General features: G+C 64.4%; 19 protein-coding genes. 7 read left to right on the top strand and 12 right to left on the bottom strand.

The genetic code is table 11. The features are described from left to right. Positions 1 to 50: 50 nt before the first annotated feature. The 3 genes from E5A74_RS06125 to E5A74_RS06115 form a co-directional block, all read right to left on the bottom strand. Entirely contained in the window at positions 51 to 773 is a 723-nt protein-coding gene (locus E5A74_RS06125) for a Crp/Fnr family transcriptional regulator (RefSeq protein WP_135983386.1), read from the bottom strand. Continuing rightward, entirely contained in the window at positions 770 to 1,021 is a 252-nt protein-coding gene (locus E5A74_RS06120; RefSeq protein ID WP_135983385.1) for a DUF6894 family protein, read from the bottom strand. Before E5A74_RS06120 ends, E5A74_RS06125 begins: the two co-directional genes overlap by 4 nt. 85 nt (positions 1,022 to 1,106) lie before the next feature. Then, on the bottom strand, positions 1,107 to 3,254 hold the full coding sequence (locus E5A74_RS06115; protein WP_135983384.1) for a catalase: 2,148 nt from the start codon (positions 3,252 to 3,254) through the stop codon (positions 1,107 to 1,109). 324 nt (positions 3,255 to 3,578) lie between these two features. On the opposite strand from E5A74_RS06115, the gene E5A74_RS06110 reads away from it, so the two are divergent. From E5A74_RS06110 to E5A74_RS06100, 3 genes are all read left to right on the top strand, one after another. After that, complete coding sequence (locus E5A74_RS06110) at positions 3,579 to 3,776, top strand: hypothetical protein (protein WP_135983383.1); 198 nt, start codon at positions 3,579 to 3,581, stop codon at positions 3,774 to 3,776. A gap of 75 nt (positions 3,777 to 3,851) precedes the next feature. Continuing rightward, positions 3,852 to 4,814, top strand: a complete 963-nt coding sequence (locus E5A74_RS06105; protein WP_135983382.1) for a dimethylarginine dimethylaminohydrolase family protein — start codon at positions 3,852 to 3,854, stop codon at positions 4,812 to 4,814. A 19-nt stretch (positions 4,815 to 4,833) separates the two neighbouring features. Continuing rightward, positions 4,834 to 5,856 (top strand): methyltransferase, encoded by a 1,023-nt coding sequence (locus E5A74_RS06100; protein WP_135983381.1) that lies wholly within the window; start codon positions 4,834 to 4,836, stop codon positions 5,854 to 5,856. A 46-nt stretch (positions 5,857 to 5,902) separates the two neighbouring features. On the opposite strand, the gene E5A74_RS06095 is transcribed toward E5A74_RS06100, so the two are convergent. The 6 genes from E5A74_RS06095 to E5A74_RS06070 form a co-directional block, all read right to left on the bottom strand. Next, positions 5,903 to 7,021 carry a glycoside hydrolase family 130 protein gene (locus tag E5A74_RS06095; RefSeq protein ID WP_135983380.1) on the bottom strand — a complete coding sequence of 373 codons (1,119 nt, stop codon included), beginning with the start codon at positions 7,019 to 7,021 and terminating at the stop codon, positions 5,903 to 5,905. Next, complete coding sequence (locus E5A74_RS06090; protein WP_135983379.1) at positions 7,018 to 7,800, bottom strand: SDR family oxidoreductase; 783 nt, start codon at positions 7,798 to 7,800, stop codon at positions 7,018 to 7,020. Before E5A74_RS06090 ends, E5A74_RS06095 begins: the two co-directional genes overlap by 4 nt. Positions 7,801 to 7,846: 46 nt before the next feature. Continuing rightward, entirely contained in the window at positions 7,847 to 10,087 is a 2,241-nt protein-coding gene (locus E5A74_RS06085) for a hypothetical protein (protein ID WP_135983378.1), read from the bottom strand. A 173-nt stretch (positions 10,088 to 10,260) separates the two neighbouring features. Further along, positions 10,261 to 10,689, bottom strand: a complete 429-nt coding sequence (locus E5A74_RS06080; RefSeq protein WP_135983377.1) for a DUF6766 family protein — start codon at positions 10,687 to 10,689, stop codon at positions 10,261 to 10,263. Between the two features lie 61 nt (positions 10,690 to 10,750). Then, the gene (locus E5A74_RS06075; RefSeq protein ID WP_135983376.1) at positions 10,751 to 11,140 is read right to left on the bottom strand and encodes a four-helix bundle copper-binding protein; all 390 of its coding nucleotides are present in this window, start codon (positions 11,138 to 11,140) and stop codon (positions 10,751 to 10,753) included. After that, complete coding sequence (locus E5A74_RS06070; RefSeq protein ID WP_135983375.1) at positions 11,140 to 11,436, bottom strand: plasmid stabilization protein; 297 nt, start codon at positions 11,434 to 11,436, stop codon at positions 11,140 to 11,142. Before E5A74_RS06070 ends, E5A74_RS06075 begins: the two co-directional genes overlap by 1 nt. Before the next feature lie 160 nt (positions 11,437 to 11,596). Between E5A74_RS06070 and E5A74_RS06065 the strand changes: the two genes are divergently transcribed. The 4 genes from E5A74_RS06065 to E5A74_RS06050 are packed head-to-tail and all read left to right on the top strand — an operon-like array spanning position 11,597 to position 14,340. Next, the gene (locus E5A74_RS06065) at positions 11,597 to 12,166 is read left to right on the top strand and encodes an SRPBCC family protein (RefSeq protein ID WP_240699682.1); all 570 of its coding nucleotides are present in this window, start codon (positions 11,597 to 11,599) and stop codon (positions 12,164 to 12,166) included. Continuing rightward, positions 12,166 to 13,356 (top strand): zinc-dependent alcohol dehydrogenase, encoded by a 1,191-nt coding sequence (locus tag E5A74_RS06060; protein WP_135983374.1) that lies wholly within the window; start codon positions 12,166 to 12,168, stop codon positions 13,354 to 13,356. The genes E5A74_RS06065 and E5A74_RS06060 overlap by 1 nt, the downstream gene beginning before the upstream one ends. A 5-nt stretch (positions 13,357 to 13,361) precedes the next feature. Next, positions 13,362 to 14,147 carry an SDR family NAD(P)-dependent oxidoreductase gene (locus tag E5A74_RS06055; protein ID WP_135983373.1) on the top strand — a complete coding sequence of 262 codons (786 nt, stop codon included), beginning with the start codon at positions 13,362 to 13,364 and terminating at the stop codon, positions 14,145 to 14,147. A 4-nt stretch (positions 14,148 to 14,151) separates the two neighbouring features. Continuing rightward, a complete protein-coding gene (locus E5A74_RS06050) occupies positions 14,152 to 14,340 on the top strand; it encodes a hypothetical protein (RefSeq protein ID WP_135983372.1) in 189 nt (62 codons plus the stop codon). Here E5A74_RS06050 and E5A74_RS06045 read toward each other — a convergent pair. The 3 genes from E5A74_RS06045 to E5A74_RS06035 form a co-directional block, all read right to left on the bottom strand. Further along, on the bottom strand, positions 14,300 to 14,938 hold the full coding sequence (locus tag E5A74_RS06045; RefSeq protein ID WP_135983371.1) for a cysteine hydrolase family protein: 639 nt from the start codon (positions 14,936 to 14,938) through the stop codon (positions 14,300 to 14,302). The genes E5A74_RS06050 and E5A74_RS06045 overlap by 41 nt on opposite strands. 714 nt (positions 14,939 to 15,652) lie before the next feature. Beyond that, a complete protein-coding gene (locus tag E5A74_RS06040; protein ID WP_135983370.1) occupies positions 15,653 to 15,883 on the bottom strand; it encodes a hypothetical protein in 231 nt (76 codons plus the stop codon). Positions 15,884 to 15,947: 64 nt separating this feature from the next. Next, on the bottom strand, positions 15,948 to 16,445 hold the full coding sequence (locus E5A74_RS06035; protein ID WP_135983369.1) for an Hsp20 family protein: 498 nt from the start codon (positions 16,443 to 16,445) through the stop codon (positions 15,948 to 15,950). Between the last annotated feature and the right edge of the window lie 586 nt (positions 16,446 to 17,031).

Here is a 17,031-nt window from a genome sequence, read left to right as displayed (position 1 = left end):
CTCGGACGTTCACTCCTCGCGCCGAAAGCGGTCTTTTACGAGTTCACGACCTAGTCGGCCGGCTGTCTTTCGAGATAGAGATAGCCCGGATCAAACTCGGCTACACGTTGCAGACCGGCAAGATCGCGGATCGACACATGCCCGCCGCGAAACGTCACCAGGTCGCGCGTACGCAACTCCTTGAGCACGCGGTTCACGTGGACAGATGTCAGGCCGAGGCATTCGGCAAGCTGAGTCTGGTTCAGGGGAAGCGCGAATCCCGTCTGATCGGCAAGTGCAACGACTTGCAACCGCGCCTGAAGCTCACAAAACAATGCCGCCATACGCGCGAGCGCATTGCGTCGTCCCAGCGACAAAACCCATTCGCGATGGATTGCTGCATCGAGATTCGTTGAAAACCAGTACACATAGGCAAGGCGTTCCGAGGCCTTGGTGATGCGCGCCAGTTCGACGTGCGGAACGACTGCGACCCGACACGGCGTCAGCGTCAGGATGCTATGGTCGAGGCGCTTGAGCGTGTAGCTGTGCAAGTCGGCGAAGTCGCCCGGGACATGCAGCTCGGCAATCTGGCGCTGCCCGTCCTTCATGTCCTTGTAGCGGCACAGGAGTCCGTCCAGCACGAGCGTGCTGACTCGCAGGCGCTCGCCCGCTTCGACAAGCGTTCGTCCGGCCGGGATTTCACGGACCTCCGCGATGGCGCCCCGAATCAGCGCTACATCGCTTTCACTGATCTCATGACGTAGCCGAAGCCGTGCCAGATGCCGCTCGATCATTCCTTCTTCTCTTCACAGATCCGGACAGTCTCCGAAAATCGTACTGTCTGGACCACGCGGCCATCCTGGTCCGCAATCTCGGCTCGTCCCCGAAGGTCCAGCGTGCCGCGTCGCACCTCCTCACTGAGGATCGAACGCACGCCATCTACTGCCAGCATCTCGGCAGCTGCAAGATCAGCGACCTCGCTGCCCTGCTCGTCGCGCGTTTCGCCAGTGCCATTGTAGAGATGAATGAAGTAGCGGCTCATCAATACCACTCTCGATGGAGATTGCGGATTTCCGTCAGATTGCGTCGCGCTGCCGAGACGGTCGTGCGGCCCACGCTCCTCCAGCCTATTTCCCGCGCGAAGAGTCGAGAAACGCCGCGGCGTCGAGATCCAGGGTCAGCTCCCGGTCCCGGTAGCGCAGTTCGCCGCAGCGCTCGACGAAAGCGGATCCGTCCGCCGCGATCTTCAGCGACATCATCCCGCTGTCCATGTCAGCTTCCTCGATGCCGGCCTTGCGAAGCAGCGGCACCGCCTCCGGCGAAAAGCCGATGAATTTGCAATGCCCGAAAGCGTCGGCGACAAAGTCCCGGGTCGCTGCGTCGCGGGCGAGGAGCGAAGCGCCCTGCACCGAGACCACCAGCGCCACGGCATCATAGAGCACCGAGGGGCCACCATCGATCTTCTGCTTGCCTGCCGCTAGCGTACCGTCGTCGAGCGTGACGCCACCGATTTTCGGCGTGATGAATTCACAGGTCGCCGGAAGTGACTCGACCGCCGCGACCAACGCATTGACGACAGCCGTGGATGCACCATCGCTAAGCAGGATACCGAGCTTGCGCCCGGCGAAACTTCCGGGGCCACGCTTGACGATGCTTAGCGCATCCGAGGGCGGCAGATCGGCGACGGGTGGCGCCGCTGGCCTTGGAGCAGGTGGCAGCCCGGCAAGACCCAGCCCGGTTGCGACTATTTGTGCAAGTCTTTCGTCGATGTTTCGCAGGTGCCCAACCATTCGTTCGCGGATGTCCAGCCGCTGGCACTTCGACAACTCGAATACGAGTGCATCCCCAATGTGCTTTTGCTCGATCGGCGTCTGGCTGACGAAAAACTGCCGGGCCTGGCTGTAGTGGTCGGCAAAGCTTTCGGGCCGCCGCTGGATCCGGGTGCCGGCCTCCTCGGCGGGGAAATGACTATAGCCAGTATCGGGATTTTCGCGCGGCCCGCCCCAGCTATTGGGCTCATAGTTGGCGCGCCCCTTGGGGTTGCGCATGGCCATATGGCCGTCCTGCTGAAAATTATGCACCGGACAGCCCCTCGGCTGATTGATTGGAATATGCGTGAAATTCGGCGAACCCAGCCGCTTGAGCTGGGTGTCCAGGTAGGAGAAGTTGCGCCCCTGGAGCAGCGGGTCGTTCGAGAAGCCGATGCCGGGCACTACGTTCTGCGTGCAGAAGGCAACCTGCTCGGTCTCGGCGAAGAAATTGTCGACCAGCCCGTCAAGAACGAAGCTGCCGATGATCTTCACGGGCACCTCTTCCTCGGGGATGATCTTGGTTGGGTCCAGCACGTCGAACGCGAAGCGCTCGGCGAACGCGTCGTCGAACAGCTGTACGCCAAAGTCCCATTCGGGCGGATTGCCCATGTCGATCGCGTCCCACAGGTCGCGCCGGTGGAAGTCTGGATCGGCGCCATTGATCTTGACCGCCTCGTTCCACAGGACCGACTGCAGGCCCAGCTTCGGCTTGAAGTGAAACTTGACGAAGGTTGATTTGCCCTCGGCATTGATCAGCCGGAAGCTGTGCACGCCGAAGCCTTCCATGAAGCGAAACGAACGCGGAATCGCGCGGTCCGACATGGTCCACATGATCATGTGCATCGACTCGGGCGTGAGGCTGATGAAATCCCAGAAATTGTCGTGGGCAGTCTGCGCCTGCGGAAAATTGCGGTCGGGTGCCGGCTTCGCGGCATGGACAAGGTCCGGAAACTTGATCGCATCCTGGATGAAGAAGACGGGGATATTGTTCGCGACGATGTCCCAGTTGCCCTGCTTCGTGTAGAATTTGCAGGCAAAGCCGCGCACGTCGCGCGCAAGGTCGAATGACCCCTTGCTTCCCGCCACCGTCGAGAAGCGCGTGAACATTGGCGTCTTCTCGCCGACCTCGGTCAAAATGCGCGCCATGGTGAATTCGGCGAGCGACTCGGTGAGCGTGAAGGTGCCATGGACGCCATAGCCCCGCGCGTGGACCACGCGTTCGGGGATGCGCTCATGGTCGAAATGGAAGAGCTTTTCGCGAAGGTGAAAATCCTCGAGCAGTGCGGGTCCCCGCGCGCCCAGACGCAAGCTGTTCTGATCATCGGCGACTGCGACGCCCTGTTGCGTGGTGAGTGTATCCGCGTCCCCGGTCGCCAGCTGATGGAGCTCGCCCCCGTCACCGATCCGGACCTCGAAGCCTGCCTCCGGCTGCGCGCTGTGCTCGTTGTTGGTACCGTTCGTCATTGCCGCTCTCCTTGCCCGACGCACTGACCGTCCAACCGACAGAAATTGTGCAAGTTTCGAGAAAACCCTTCCTATTGATCTGGATTAGAACGATTTTCCGGACACCGGGGCCGGGATCGATCGTTACTCGCCAACAACTTGCAGGAGGCGATGCGTGGCGGACCACGAGCTTCGGGTCTTCGGACACCCTGATCGAATGCGGTCGCACGGCGACCATGAGGGGCGCGACCGGAGCCGCGCCCTGGGCGTCCCCCGCGACGCCCTTCGGGACGTTGTCGACGACGGGAGAGGCCTGGCCGAAGCAGGGAGGGGTTTGAAATCGTCATGACCGAACCGGATCGGGAATATCTCGAGCGGCGTCTGGAGCTCTGTCGCGCGAAGGCCGCGCAGACGGAAGAGCCGGGCATCGCCTGCGTCTACCGCAACTTCGCCGCCCAATATGCACGGGCCCTGGCGGATCTGGATACGATCCAGTCACCGCCCGGTGACGCCTCGAACGGCAGGTTCATGCTGCAGTCGTAACCGGCGTCCCGCGCGACCCTTCTAAGTCCATACCAACGCCGCTGCGCCGGGGAACCGGCACGATCTGGAGAGTTCATGAAGCTCGCATTCAGCGAAAATCCCGGCGACGCCCGCGCCATCGTCAGGTCCGACTTCCGTGGCGTCTTCAGCGAGTCCCACGCGCTCACCGACGTCATCCTGGCGCGTCCCGATTTCCTGGCACCGGTACCCTGTTGCTCCGTCACGCGCGAGAGCATCCGGGGCGGCTTTGAATCCGATCGTGGCCGCGCGCTTGCACAACATCGGGCACTCCAGCGGACGCTCGAGACGCGGGGCGTGCGTTGCCATGTGATGCCGGGCGTCGCGGAGGCACCCGATCTTGTGTTCACACGGGACGCGGCGGTAAGCACGCCCTGGGGTCTGGTCGCGCTCAAACCCGCCCTGCCGCATCGCCGCGTCGAGCTGGAATATCTTCTCGCCACTGCCCGGGCCCTAGACGCGAAACCGGTCCTGCGCGTCGTCGAAGGCACCATCGAGGGCGGCGATGTCGCGATCATTCGCCCCGGCCTGGTGGTGATCGGGGTCTCGGGCGAACGTACCGACGCCAAAGGCGCATCCGCGCTTGCCGGATTGTTCACAGGTTTCGGATGGGAAGCGCTTCTCGTGCCGTTCGATCCGCACTTTCTCCACCTCGACACGATTTTCTGCATGGTCGACGAGCACACCGCACTCGCATGTGTCGACGTCCTCGATGATGGTTTTGCGGACGCGATGGAAGCGCGCGGCGTTCGGCTCCTCCCGGTCACCTACAAGGAAGCGCGTCACCTTGGATGCAATATCCTCTCGATCGACGGCCGTACGATTGTGACCGTGGCCGGACAGGATCGTATCGCCCGGCTGCTCGCAGATTCCGGTTTCGAACCCGTGCCGGTCGACATCTCGGAGTTTACCGCGTGCGGAGGCGGGATTCATTGCCTCACCATGCCGCTGGCGCGCCTTTTTTCGCCCGCCCGACTTGCGCCGTCCCGCGCCGACGGCATGGACAAGATCGTCGCATGAGTCGGGGGAGGCGGGCTGGATGATCCGGGTTCACCCTTTCGCTACGAGCGATTCTTCGACGCCGCGCCGGCCCGGGGCGTCCATCAGCGCAACAACCGGCGCAATCGATCCGGGAAGCCTTGGCCCGCTAGGCGCGCTGCTTACCTTGCTCAAGCGCAAGGCGTATCGGTTCGTCACACCGACACCCGCGACGCACGCACGTATTCTCGCGCGCGAGCCCGGCCGTATCGCAGCTGATCTCCGGGATGTGTTCGGCTGGAGCCTTCCCTTCGCGCAGGATGTGATCGGGGAGGATTTGCTGCGGCTGCTCCGAGAGGCGGACATGGTCGAGGACTTGCCGACGGGCCTGGCCCGGGCGCGTCTTCGCGTGTCGAGCCTCGGGGAGGATCTGTTCCTGCATTCGGCCTATCCGACCGACACCGCCGATTCGGTTTTCTTCGGCCCGGACAGCTATCGTTTCGCCGACCTGATTGGCGCCGAATTGTCTGCGCGGCCTGTGCGGCCTGGCGCCTGCATCTTCGATATTGGTACGGGAGCGGGCGTAGGCGCGAGTGTGGCAAGCAGCCTGTCGCCTGGGGCTTCGATTTTCATGACGGATGTCAATGCACGAGCTCTGCATTTCGCGTCGATCAACCTCGCAGTGGCAGGTCGGCACGCGCTTGCGGTTCACCTCGACGGCCTTCGCGACATCGCAGTCCCCGTCGATCTCGGGCTCATCAACCCTCCTTATCTCATGGACGCAGATGTGCGTGCGTATCGCGACGGGGGCGGACAACTTGGTGCGGAAGTCGCGCTTTCACTCGTCGGCCAGTGCCTCGATCGATTGTCCCCGGACGGTCGCATCATCCTCTACACCGGCAGCGCGATCGTCGCCGGCGTCGACGGACTTCGTAACAGCCTCGAGCGTCTGGCTCGCGCGAATCGCTGCCGCCTGCGCTACCGGGAGCTCGATCCGGATGTGTTTGGTGAGGAGCTTGAAGGCGAAGCCTATCGCGCCGTCGAGCGGATCGCGCTCGTCGCCGCATCGCTCGAGCGCGTTTGACTGCGGCTGGGCCCAACGTCGGACCTTTCGCGATGCCCGGCGTCGTTCAGCGGAACACGTCCTGCGGAATATGCGTCATGCGGCAGGCAAGATCCGCTTCACCCGACGCAACGACGAAATGATCGTCCGCATCGACGATGCCGGTCGTGAATACGACGTCGCGGACATACATCTTGTCCTCGAGCGGGCGAGTGAGGTCGGGCGCTGCCTCGAGCAAGGGAGCGTGCCCGGTTCGCAGCACGCGCGCGGGGTCTGCGGGGTCGAGGATGGACCAGTATGTCCGGTAGATCCCGACGATCTCCTTGGGCTCGACCCCGTGCCACAAGGTGAGCCAGCCCTGGTCGGTCAGGATTGGCGGTGTGCCACCGCCCATCCGCGCCGTGTGCAATGTCGCGGCGTGCGGACGAATCCCTGGCTCACGATGGGGTTTCCAGTGAATTGCATCGGGCGAGGTGGCGAGATTGATCGAAGGCCCGCCGCGCCATTCGGAGCCGGGCGGATAGGCAAAATACAGGTCCCCGAGCGGACGCGTCTGGGCCCAGAACTTGCCGCCGATCTTCCCCTCGAAGATCAGCATGTCCTTGTTCTGATGATCGAGGACAATGTCCTCGAACACGAAGTCGAGCCCGTTGAGAGAGCTGTAAAGCGTGGTCGAATGGCGCTCCGGGCTCACCGAACACGTCGTCATCAACCAGCGGTCGCCCACCTTCGACACGCGCGCATCCTCGACGCCGTAACATTGAAAGCTGCCCTGCGGCGCGATCGCCTTGTCGTAGTGCACCGCGACTACGTCGAGCCCGTCGGGCGTGAGTTCCACCGGCAGGATCCACGACAGCGAGGTCAGCGCCATGACTTTCCAGCGCCCGCCGCGGATCAGGAATTTCCGCGGATCCGATGTGTCGACCTGGTCGAGCGGCCAGGCGTCGAGGACATATCTCCCGTCGGCCCAGCGGATCGCGTGGATATGCCCATCGAAGACCGGCTGGCGCAGCGCCTCGGCGACCCGGACGAAGATCGCGAGATTGCCGTTGGGCAGCCGCGTCAATGCCGGGTTGAAGGCGCCCAGCACATAGGTCTCGGCGCCCAGATGCCCGGCCAGGGGCGAGCGCGAGAGGTCGACGTCGTCTGGTCCGAAGACGAGGCAGTCGACCGCAAAGCCGGTCATTCCTCGCCCCGCGCGCGCGGGGCGATCGATATCTGCTGAACCACCGACCGGCGCGGCTGGGTCAGTACATAATGCACGCCGACGGCGATGTCCTCGGCGCGCAGCATCGTTTCTTTGCGGTTCTCCTCGGCCTGCTCCTCGGCGGTGAAGCTCTGATACTGGAAGTCCGCACCGGTCTTGGCGGGCTCGATGTTGCACACCTTGATGCCCTTCGGGCCCAGCTCCTTGCGCACAGCCTCGGCGAAGCCGGCGACACCTGCCTTCATGCCGGCATAGACGCTGCCCTCGGCGCCGAGCAGATGCGCCGAGACCGAGCCGATGAAGACGATGTCACCATGGTCCTTCATCACCTCGGCGGCCGCATAGGCGGTGGTCAGATAGGCCGTGAAATCGATGGCGATCGCGTACCGCAATTCCTCCGCGCTCATCGTGGTCAGGCCCTTGGCGGGGATCGCCGCATTGACGATGGCAATGTCGAAATCGCCGAAATAGTCCCTTGCCGCAGCGACGAAGCGGTCGACGCCGTCCGGCTCGGCGAGGTCAACATTGATGCCGTCGCCCTTGCCGACTTCGCGGATCCGCGAGAGCCCGTCCTCAAGATGCTGCGGGTCACGGCCGCAGACAAACACGTCGACGCCTTCGGAGGCGAGAAGCACCGCGATCGCACGGCCGATCCCGGTGGTGCCGCCGGTGATGATCGCCTTGCGCCCGTTCAGGCCGGGCATCTCGGTGTGCGCGTCGGACAGATTGCGGACGGGCGGTTCGGCAAGATCGGTCATGGGCTCTCCTTTGCAATCGGTACGCCGCTGCGCGGCGCGCGTTCCCTCACCACGCAAGCGTGATGCGGCTGTCGGCGGGAATCCGGTATTCGACGCGATCGGCAGCGCTGTGACGAGGGCGGATGCGGTCGCCGCCGGCAGTGGTCACGGTGAATTCCGGCAGCTTCGCGCGACCGATGCGGATCAGGCTGAGGCTCGCTTCGCAGCCTTCGGCTCCGCCGAGCTGGAAGCTGAGCGCGCGCCCGGAAGGGCGCTGGCTCGCCAGTACGAAATGATCGCAGAACATCCGGAACGGCGCGTCGCGGACATTGTGGAAGGCGCGGCTGGCGAAGACGAACGCCGCGCCCGCTCCGTAGATTTCCTGCCCGACCTGTCCGGCCTGCTGGCCGTCGACATAGAGGTCCTCAACAGGGAAAGAGAGCTTGCGGTCGACATGCCCGTTATTCTCGCGCTGCTCGGGCGCGATCGCGTCGTCGGGCAGGGCGTCGGGGTAATAGAACCAGGCGCGATCCAGCGCATAGCGGCAATATTGGCTGAGCAGCAGCCGCACCGGGGCGTCCAGATCGGGGCCACTGTCCTTGAGATAGCGCTCGAACGCGGCGAAGCTGTCGAAGCATTCGTAGAGCGCCATGTACGGCGCGTCGTGCAGCGCGGTGACGCCGAGAAAATTGCGATAGTGACGGGCATGACCGATCCCGGATTCCCAGATCGCCGCGTTGTGGAAGAAGCTGGCCAGATAGACATAGCTCTGGCGCAGATATTTCTCGTCGTCGGTGATACGCCACAGGCGCATGCAGGCTGCGGCGCCCCAGGCAGTGAGATTGGCCTGGTAGTTGAGCTCGAAGCGCATGCCCTTGGCGGCATCGATCGCAGCGCGGGCCTCGTCGAGATAGCGCTTGTCGTCGGTCAGCTCGAACGCCTGCAACATCACATAGGCGTAGATCCCGCCGACATCGGTCTGGCCCAGTCCCTGGTCGTCGCGCGCCTCGGTGAGCACCCGGAAATCGCGCACGTCGTACTGGATGGGCCATTTATACTTGAAGTGGTGCGCGGCCCTGATCCCGTAGTCGAGCGACTTCTCGAACAGCCGCATGGCCTGCCGGTCGCCGTCGATCGCCAGCCGCCCGAGCATGGACAGCGGATGATAGAGATACCAGCTGTCGACTGCGTTGCGGTCCTTGTCCCTGCCGACATTGGGCAGATAGCGCCGCAGCGTTTTCAGCTTCGGATCATAGAATTTGCCCAGGCCTGCGGCCAGGTCGGCGCCGATCGGGACTTTCTCGCCGGTCCACATCTCATAGTCGCGGATCGACGCGAGCACGCTCAGCTGCACCATCGAATCGGGATATTCGGCCGCGCTATAGGGATGGACGTAGCGATGGCCGTAGTGGCGGATCGTCGCCTTGGGCGACCGGGCCAGATCCTTGAGCGAACGCTCCGCGCGGCCGACCCAGTCGCGATAATCGGTCTCCGGCATGACGAGATGCGGCAGCACCGCGCCGAGCAGCGCGAGATAGCGCCGCGCCATGTCGCGCTCGTCGCCGTCGACTTCGTCGTGGAATGCGATCAGCGCGTCCGAAATCAAGGTTTCCGCGCCGGCGGGCAGGGGCGCCACCGGCGGAACGCCGCGCTGTGGCGGTGTCGGCAGCAGGTAACCGAGCTCGGGCCATATCCCGCCGACCGCGCCATCGGGTTTGGTGTCGGTCGCGCTGAAATAGGGGTTCAGCCGGGTAAGGTCCTGAAAATAGAGTACACTCCCGAAAGCGGGTTCCTCCAGCCGGAAATAGATTGCGCCGCTGTTGAAGCCGCGCTGTGCCGCCTCGACGGTGCCGACGGCGCCGAGCGGATCGTCGTCGGCGTCGAGCGGATAGAGATCGCGCGGCACGAACGACGTCAGCAGCGGCACGGCCGGCTCGAGGCTCGTCGCGACGCGAACGATCGGGATAGCCTCTTCGTGGAGGCACAACGCGACGCGGTGCGTACCCATCGCGCTGACCACTTCGATGCGCGCCGCCTCGCCGGCGCGGGGCTGCACCATCCTGGCTTCCCGGTAACCGACCGGGACGAAGGCCGCACGCATCGCGATGCCGCCACGGCATTTGCGCCGCACGATCACCCAGATCGCGTCATGGCCGGCGCATAACACGATCTGCCGCTCGCCGAGCTTCAGCGTGTCGAGCGTGCGCATCGCACCGCTGCGCAATTCCTCGCGCAGCAGCACAGTGCCCGGGGTCACTCCGGCGTCGGTCGGGCGCGTCGCGGCCCTTTTGGTGCGAACCTTCTGCATCTTACTCAGGCAGACTGCAGCCCGATGGCGTGCGGCTCGGCTGCTGGCAGGCTGGCGCTTTCTCCTGTGCCATCAGCGATGGTCCGCCTTCAGCAGCGCAATGGCATCGCTGTACGTCTGATCCGGCATATCAATTCTCCCGATGCGTTGTTCGAAACCTCGCAATTCGACGGCTATTCATGGCCCGGCGCCAGCCGTTGCGCCGCCGCTTCGCTTTCATGGGCGTGCGGCTGGGCATGGCCGCCGGTACGCAGGAAGCGCCTGTCGATATCGGCGATGATCGCGTCCGCATTCTCGCCGGCGTGGAGCCGGATCAGTGCGTCGAGCTTGGCCTCGCTGCGGTCGTCATTTTCCCTCGACGCCGGCGAGCCGACATAGAGAAAATAGGCGAGGCCGACGACCTGCCAGAGCAGCTGGAGAAATTCCGACTGCCAGTTCTCGAACGTGTCGCGTCCCATCTCGACGAGCCAGGCATCGACCTCGGGTCGCTGGTGATGTTCGGCTGCCTCGTTGACGAAGGCGTACCAGCCGAACAGCCAATGGCCGACGATCGACAGAAGAAAGAAGGCGATGGTGATCCAGGCATAGGCATATTTGCGCATGCCACTTACTCCCGTAGCGAAGGGGATCGTCTGGCCGGCATCGCGCGGAAACGCCGTCTGCTCACAGCATCGACCCCAGCGCGGAGCGGCAGTCCTGCGCGCATTCGCGGCACATTTTCGCGCAGAGCCGGCAGTGTTCGTGCGCATGCCGCTCGCACTCCTCCGCGCAGGCCTCGCAGGCATGGGCGCAAAGCTCGAGCAAGGCACGCAGGATGCGTGCATTGTCGCCGGTCTGCCGGGTCGCCAGCCGCGTGGTCGCCTGGCAGATATCGGCACAGTCGAGGCAGGCGCGCACGCACTGGCGCATGTCCATCGCCTCGGCGAGGCACGCGTCCGCGCACGCAGTGCACATCGTTGCGCAGAACATCGCGTGCCGTGCGGCGGTCGCCAGCAGGTCGTTGACCTCGCCGTCGCGTTCCGGATGAAGCGACAGCATTTCCCGGATCGACATCAGCTGTTCCCGCGCCGTCGCCGGGTTTCCCAACCCTTTTTCGCGGCCGCCGAGCGGTCCGCCGCGCTTTGGCTCGAACCGCTCTTGCGGCCGCCCTTGCGCGCAGAATCGTGGTTCTCCTTCTTGCCGCGACCCGAGCCCGACTTTTTGCCGCCGCCGGACTCCTTGTTCACCGTCGCCCAGGCGCGTCGTTCGGCTTCCCTCTTGCCGACGCCGCGATCCTCATAGCCTTCCTCGATATGCTCGGCCTTGCGCTTCTGCTTGTCGGTATGACTGCCTTTGTCTCCACGCGGCATCGTCTGCCTCCCGGTCGGACTGCGTCGCTCATTTGAACTGTCGATTCATCTGCGGGTTCCCGACAAATCCGACAGCTAATCTGCGTTAATCGCAGGAGAATTTTCGCAGGCGACGGAACGGCGGGACGGCGCGCATCGTTCAGCGACCGACATTAACAACATGGTGAACGACATGGGCACGCGAGAGGCGCTGGCCAGCGACGACGCGCCGCTGGTGACGGCGAAACACGGCACTGCCGCTGGACAGAGTGACACAGTCGTCGCCAGTGCCGTGACGATCAATCGACCGGCCGCCGAGCTCTATGCGTTCTGGCGCGACTTCGCCAATCTCGCGACCTTCATGGAGAATGTCGAACGGGTCGACGCGCTCGACGACACGCGATCGCGCTGGGTGGTCAAGGCCCCCGCCGGCAAGACGGTAGAATGGGTCTCGCGGGTCACCGAGGAGGCCGCGGACCGGCTGATCGCGTGGGAAGCCGAAGCAGATGCCGAGGTGCCGAACAGCGGCCGGGTCGAGTTCCGCGACGCCGGTGCCCGCGGCACCGTGGTTACCGCGACGATCGCTTACGATCCGCCGGCGGGCTTTATCGGCAAGGTGGTCGCGAAGATGTTCCAGCGCGAGCCGGCGATCCAGGCGCGACGCGATCTGCGACGCTTCAAGCAACTGATGGAGACGGGCGAGATCGCCACCTCCGCACGCACCCTGAAACAGCTCGAGGAGCAGGACTGATGCGCGCGCTGGCATGGCACGGCAAACACGATGTCCGGGTAGACACCGTCGACGATCCCGAAATCCTCAATCCGCGCGACGCGATCATCAAGGTCACCTCGACGGCGATCTGCGGCTCCGATCTTCACCTCTACGACGGCTATATCCCGACGATGATGGCGGGCGACATTCTCGGCCATGAGTTCATGGGCGAAGTGGTGGAGACCGGCCCCAAATCGACCTTGAAGAAGGGCCAGCGCGTCGTGGTGCCGTTCACCATGGCGTGCGGCAGCTGCTATCATTGCGGCAAGCACCAATATTCCGCCTGCGACAATGCGCTGCCGGCGGACAATCAGGACATCGCGCAGGAGCTCTACGGCCAGCCGATGTCGGGGCTGTTCGGCTATAGCCACATGACCGGCGGCTATGCCGGCGGCCAGGCCGAATATGTCCGCGTGCCGTTCAGCGACGTCGGGCCTATCGTGATCCCGGATGGGATCGAGGACGAGAAGGTGCTGTTCCTCTCGGACATCCTGCCGACCGGCTGGATGGCGGCGGAAAATGCCGGGATCGAGCCTGGCGACATCGTCGCGGTGTGGGGCTGCGGTCCGGTCGGGCTGTTCGCGGTGCAGTCGGCTTTCCTGATGGGCGCCGACCGCGTGATCGCGATCGACCATTTCCCGCACCGGCTCGAGCTGGCGAAGAGGTTCGGGGCGGAAACGATCAATTTCGAGGAAAGCGCGACCTATGAGGCGCTGATGTTGATGACCGGCGGGATCGGTCCCGACGCGGTGATCGATGCGGTCGGCCTCGAGGCGCACGGCTTCTTCGTCGACAACGTGATCGATCAGATCAAGGCGTCGACCTTTCTCGGCACGGACCGGATCCATTCGATCCGCCAGGCGATCCTCGCCTGCCGCAAGGGCGGGCGCGTGTCGATGCCGGCGGTCTATGGCGGCTTCGTCGACAAGTTCCCGCTGGGCGCCTTCATGGAGAAGGGGCTGACGCTCAGGACCGGCCAGACCCACGTCCAGCACTACATGCCCGGGCTGCTCAATGCGATCGTCGAGGGCAAGATCGATACGACCTTCCTGATCAGCCACACGCTTCCGCTCGAGGAGGCGCCCAAAGGCTATCAGATGTTCCACGACAACCAGAACGAAGTGACCAAGGTCGTGCTCAAGCCCGGCCTGGCGCTCGCAGCGGAGTAGGGCACATGGCGAACAGACTTGCGATCATCACCGGCGCCTCGACCGGCATCGGGTTCGAACTCGCCACGCTCGCGGCGAAGGACGGCTATGACCTCATCGTCGTCGCCGACGAGCCGCTGATCGATGCGTCGGCGGAGGACTTTCGCCAGTTCGGCACCAACGTGCAGTCGGTCCAGGCGGATCTCGCGACGATCGACGGAGTCGATACGCTGCTCGCCGCGGCGGGTGGGCGCACGAGCGATCTCCTCGCCGCCAATGCCGGGATCGGTACCGGCGGCCCGTTCCTCGAACAGGAAGTGGCGAGCTGGCGGCATTCGATCGACACCAACGTCACCGGCACGGTCTATCTGCTGCAGAAGGTGCTTGCGGACATGGTCGCGCGCGGGTCCGGCAAGGTGCTCGTGACCGGATCGATCGCGGGCTACATCCCGGGCAGCTTCAATGCGGTCTACAACGCGACCAAGGCGTTCGTGGACAATTTCACCGAGGCGCTGCGCAACGAGCTGAAGGACGTGGAGGGCGTCACGCTGACCACGTTGATGCCGGGTGCGACCGATACCGAATTCTTCGCGCGCGCCGACATGCTCGACACGAAGGTGGGCCAGAGCGAGAGCAAGGCAGATCCCGCCAAGGTCGCAAAAGACGGCTGGGATGCCCTGATGGCCGGCAAGGGCCACGTCGTCTCCGGCCTTGCCAACAAGCTTCAGGTGCTCGGCGCGGGGGTGGTGCCGCAGGCGACACTCGCCGAGATGCATCGCGGTATGGCGGAGCCGAACGAGTTGAAGGAGTAGCGCAATGACCGAGGTAGAGAAGGAAAACCTGTCGACGCAGCATCAGCGCGAGGGCGATGCGCAGCTGCCAGCCGATACGCTCGATCGGGATCAGCAGCCGGAAGGGGGGCAGCCGCCTGAGGAAGTCGAGGATCGGCCGAATGTCGGCATCGTCAGCCCGGAGGACTATCCGAAGGACAGCGTAGATCGTTGAGGCTTCCGCCTGCCCATGCCGCGAGCCGAAGTGCGCTCGCCGGCGCGACGCAGGCGGCCATGCCATGTTCGATCAGGCCCAGCGCCCAACTGGCGCGCGCTTTGTCCTCCGCCGCGACGGCATCGCAGGGTACCCATAGGTCATAATCGCGCATATGCGCGTCGGCAGCCGTGAAGAGAACGCACATGTCTGCGGCTATTCCGGTCAGGACAAGGCGAGACACCCCCAGCTTGGGGAGCAGGACCGGCAGGTTGGTCGCGTAGAACCCGGAAACTTTGGGTTTGATGATGAAATAGTCATCCGGACGCGGATCGATCACCCCGGTGAGGGGGGAGTGCGATTCGGACACCCGCTCCAGAAGACGTGACCGCTCCGAATGCCATTCGCCAAAATTGTCATTGACGTAGATCACTGGAATGCCGGCCGCGTCCGCTTCGTCACGAAGGCGCTTGATGACGCGAGCAGCGGCACAGGCCCCGGGCGCAAGCAGATCCGCGCCTGGGAAATCGAGACAGTTGATCATGTCGATGATGAGCAACGCGGTTCCGCCCCTCGATCGATCATGCTGCGGCGCGATGGGGGTCTCCGCGTCACGCATTCTCTATTCCAGCCACGGCGAGACAAGAGGCCGGATGCCGCATGGTTCCCCCATTATGACCTCGACGATTCATTGTCGGGGCGCCGCGCAGCCGTGCGCGCTTCGCTTCGCTTTGCGCGCTCGGCGAACTGGATCCAGCGCTCGGCGGCGCGGAGGTGCATCTGTCGCCGCGCCAGGAGCGGTTCGCGGTCGGCAAGCTGAAGACTGTCGCGCGCCCTGTCGAGGTAGAAGTCCGAGCCCGAACGACTGGCGCCCTCGGCTACCGGTTCCTGGCCAGTTCGCACGCCCATTCTCCCGCGATTCGCCGATCGTCAGCTATGGCTACGCGCGGCACGCCGCAACAACCTGCGGCAAGGGCGGAGATCGTCCACCTGTGATATTTTGCACCTTCATCCCCAGATGGCGCATGCCTTTGCAGCGACCGCCTCGAGGTCTGCAAGGAGGCATGTCGCGCCTGAAGGGCGCCGCCATGCCGGCCTGCCGGAGCGGCCGACATGGCGCCTCAGGAGCCGCCGGCAAGCGCAGCGCGCGCGATGCGCAGTGCCGCTTGCCGCGCAATACGGTCATTCCCGGTTACCCCGTCCGACTTTGATGGAGTCCTGGCTTGCAGTTCGCGTCCTATGCGTGCCGCGGTCCGGCGAAGTTCCGTGTAGCTGGGCGCGCGTCCGCACGCGATACAGTCGATGATCTCCGGCGCGATCGTCGCCGGAACCATCAGACGGCCCGTGGAGGCTTCGCGTCGAGACGCTTCAACGCCGCGAGCAGGTCGCATACCGGGACGGGCGACTGCAGTTCGGGCGGCTTGCGAAGCGTTGGCGTCGAGCGGACGGCATGAGCGTCCGAGGCCCAGGACGCCAGGATAGCCCGCTTCACCTCCGGTTCCAGCTGCGGGTGGTCGACCAGTTCCTGCGGATGGCTGAGCGCACCCAGGAAGTGGACGGTCATCGTCTTTCCTCCTTTGCAAGACTTCATGACAGTGCATGCCCGCCGCGACGGGCGGGCATGACGGTTATGCCGCATCGCGCGCCGTCTCGGCGTCGCGCTCCGCCGGCGCTTCGAGACGATCATTGACCGGGGTCGACGTCGCGCCGCCGATCGCGATGCGCCGGGGCTTCATCGCCTCGGGCACCTCGCGCTTGAGAGCGATCCGCAACAGGCCATTGTCGAACTGCGCGTGCTCGACGACGATAAAGTCGGCGAGCTGGAAGCGGCGCTCAAAGGCGCGGGTGGCAATGCCCCGATGCAGGAAGCGGCCGGTTTCGGCTTCTTCGTCTTCCTTGCGGCCGATTACGGTGAGCTGGTTGCTCTGCGCGACGATCTCGATCTCGTCGGGACCGAAGCCGGCAACCGCAATCGTAATGCGGTATTGATCCTCGCCGGCCTGTTCGATGTCGAACGGCGGATAGCCATCGGTATCGGCGCGCGTTCCGGCCTCGAGCAGGTCGAAAAGCCGGTCGAAGCCCACGGTCGAGCGGCGATAGGGCGAAAAGTCGAAAGCGGTCCTCATATCCAAATCCTCCATATGAGCAATTTGAGCACGAGGCGCACCGGGAGAGAGCCGGTGCCCTCAGATCCTGCCGGACCGCGGTTTGCGCATCCGGCGGCGCGAAGATGGTTTTTGGAAGAATGGCTTCAAGACCTTTTCCCGAACTTTTTTTGCGCGCGGATTTGCGGCTCATGCCCTGAAGCGGACGAACCTGGCATCAAGGATCGAGGGCCGCCACGGCTCGACCATGACGCGCCGCGTTTCACCGCGTGGCGCGCGCGTCCCGGTCGGGCAACGGCGCCACGAATGACCAGGTCATGCACCCGTCGCGCCGCTCTCGCCGTCGCGCAGCCGGAAGATCTTTAGTGGCCGTCGCCCTCCACCTCGACCCGGAGATAGGGGGCGAGCGCACCGAGACCGGCTACGGCCTCATGAGCGTGTCGTCTAGTTCGATCCAATAGCCCTCGGGATACTGAAAGAAGATCCGGCGGACGCCATCCGTGCGGACATCCGGATCGCGCGGGCGGAGGTGTCGATGGGGGTGGAGAGGACAACGCACGATGCTATCGCGTCGCCCCGTCGGGGGCCAGGGCGCTGGTTCGCATCA

The sequence above is a fragment of the Sphingomonas naasensis genome (assembly GCF_004792695.1).
GTDB classification, from domain to species: Bacteria; Pseudomonadota; Alphaproteobacteria; order Sphingomonadales; family Sphingomonadaceae; genus Sphingomonas; species Sphingomonas naasensis.
This window is presented reverse-complemented; position numbering and strand designations above follow the sequence as displayed.

Bases quoted from the DNA above. Each gene is read 5' to 3' on its own strand.
- E5A74_RS06125 (WP_135983386.1), bottom strand. From the start codon at position 773: ATGATCGAGCGGCATCTGGCACGGCTTCGGCTACGTCATGAGATCAGT.
- E5A74_RS06120 (WP_135983385.1), bottom strand. From the start codon at position 1,021: ATGAGCCGCTACTTCATTCATCTCTACAATGGCACTGGCGAAACGCGC.
- E5A74_RS06115 (WP_135983384.1), bottom strand. From the start codon at position 3,254: ATGACGAACGGTACCAACAACGAGCACAGCGCGCAGCCGGAGGCAGGC.
- E5A74_RS06110 (WP_135983383.1), top strand. From the start codon at position 3,579: ATGACCGAACCGGATCGGGAATATCTCGAGCGGCGTCTGGAGCTCTGT.
- E5A74_RS06105 (WP_135983382.1), top strand. From the start codon at position 3,852: ATGAAGCTCGCATTCAGCGAAAATCCCGGCGACGCCCGCGCCATCGTC.
- E5A74_RS06100 (WP_135983381.1), top strand. From the start codon at position 4,834: ATGATCCGGGTTCACCCTTTCGCTACGAGCGATTCTTCGACGCCGCGC.
- E5A74_RS06095 (WP_135983380.1), bottom strand. From the start codon at position 7,021: ATGACCGGCTTTGCGGTCGACTGCCTCGTCTTCGGACCAGACGACGTC.
- E5A74_RS06090 (WP_135983379.1), bottom strand. From the start codon at position 7,800: ATGACCGATCTTGCCGAACCGCCCGTCCGCAATCTGTCCGACGCGCAC.
- E5A74_RS06085 (WP_135983378.1), bottom strand. From the start codon at position 10,087: ATGCAGAAGGTTCGCACCAAAAGGGCCGCGACGCGCCCGACCGACGCC.
- E5A74_RS06080 (WP_135983377.1), bottom strand. From the start codon at position 10,689: ATGCGCAAATATGCCTATGCCTGGATCACCATCGCCTTCTTTCTTCTG.
- E5A74_RS06075 (WP_135983376.1), bottom strand. From the start codon at position 11,140: ATGTCGATCCGGGAAATGCTGTCGCTTCATCCGGAACGCGACGGCGAG.
- E5A74_RS06070 (WP_135983375.1), bottom strand. From the start codon at position 11,436: ATGCCGCGTGGAGACAAAGGCAGTCATACCGACAAGCAGAAGCGCAAG.
- E5A74_RS06065 (WP_240699682.1), top strand. From the start codon at position 11,597: ATGGTGAACGACATGGGCACGCGAGAGGCGCTGGCCAGCGACGACGCG.
- E5A74_RS06060 (WP_135983374.1), top strand. From the start codon at position 12,166: ATGCGCGCGCTGGCATGGCACGGCAAACACGATGTCCGGGTAGACACC.
- E5A74_RS06055 (WP_135983373.1), top strand. From the start codon at position 13,362: ATGGCGAACAGACTTGCGATCATCACCGGCGCCTCGACCGGCATCGGG.
- E5A74_RS06050 (WP_135983372.1), top strand. From the start codon at position 14,152: ATGACCGAGGTAGAGAAGGAAAACCTGTCGACGCAGCATCAGCGCGAG.
- E5A74_RS06045 (WP_135983371.1), bottom strand. From the start codon at position 14,938: ATGCGTGACGCGGAGACCCCCATCGCGCCGCAGCATGATCGATCGAGG.
- E5A74_RS06040 (WP_135983370.1), bottom strand. From the start codon at position 15,883: ATGACCGTCCACTTCCTGGGTGCGCTCAGCCATCCGCAGGAACTGGTC.
- E5A74_RS06035 (WP_135983369.1), bottom strand. From the start codon at position 16,445: ATGAGGACCGCTTTCGACTTTTCGCCCTATCGCCGCTCGACCGTGGGC.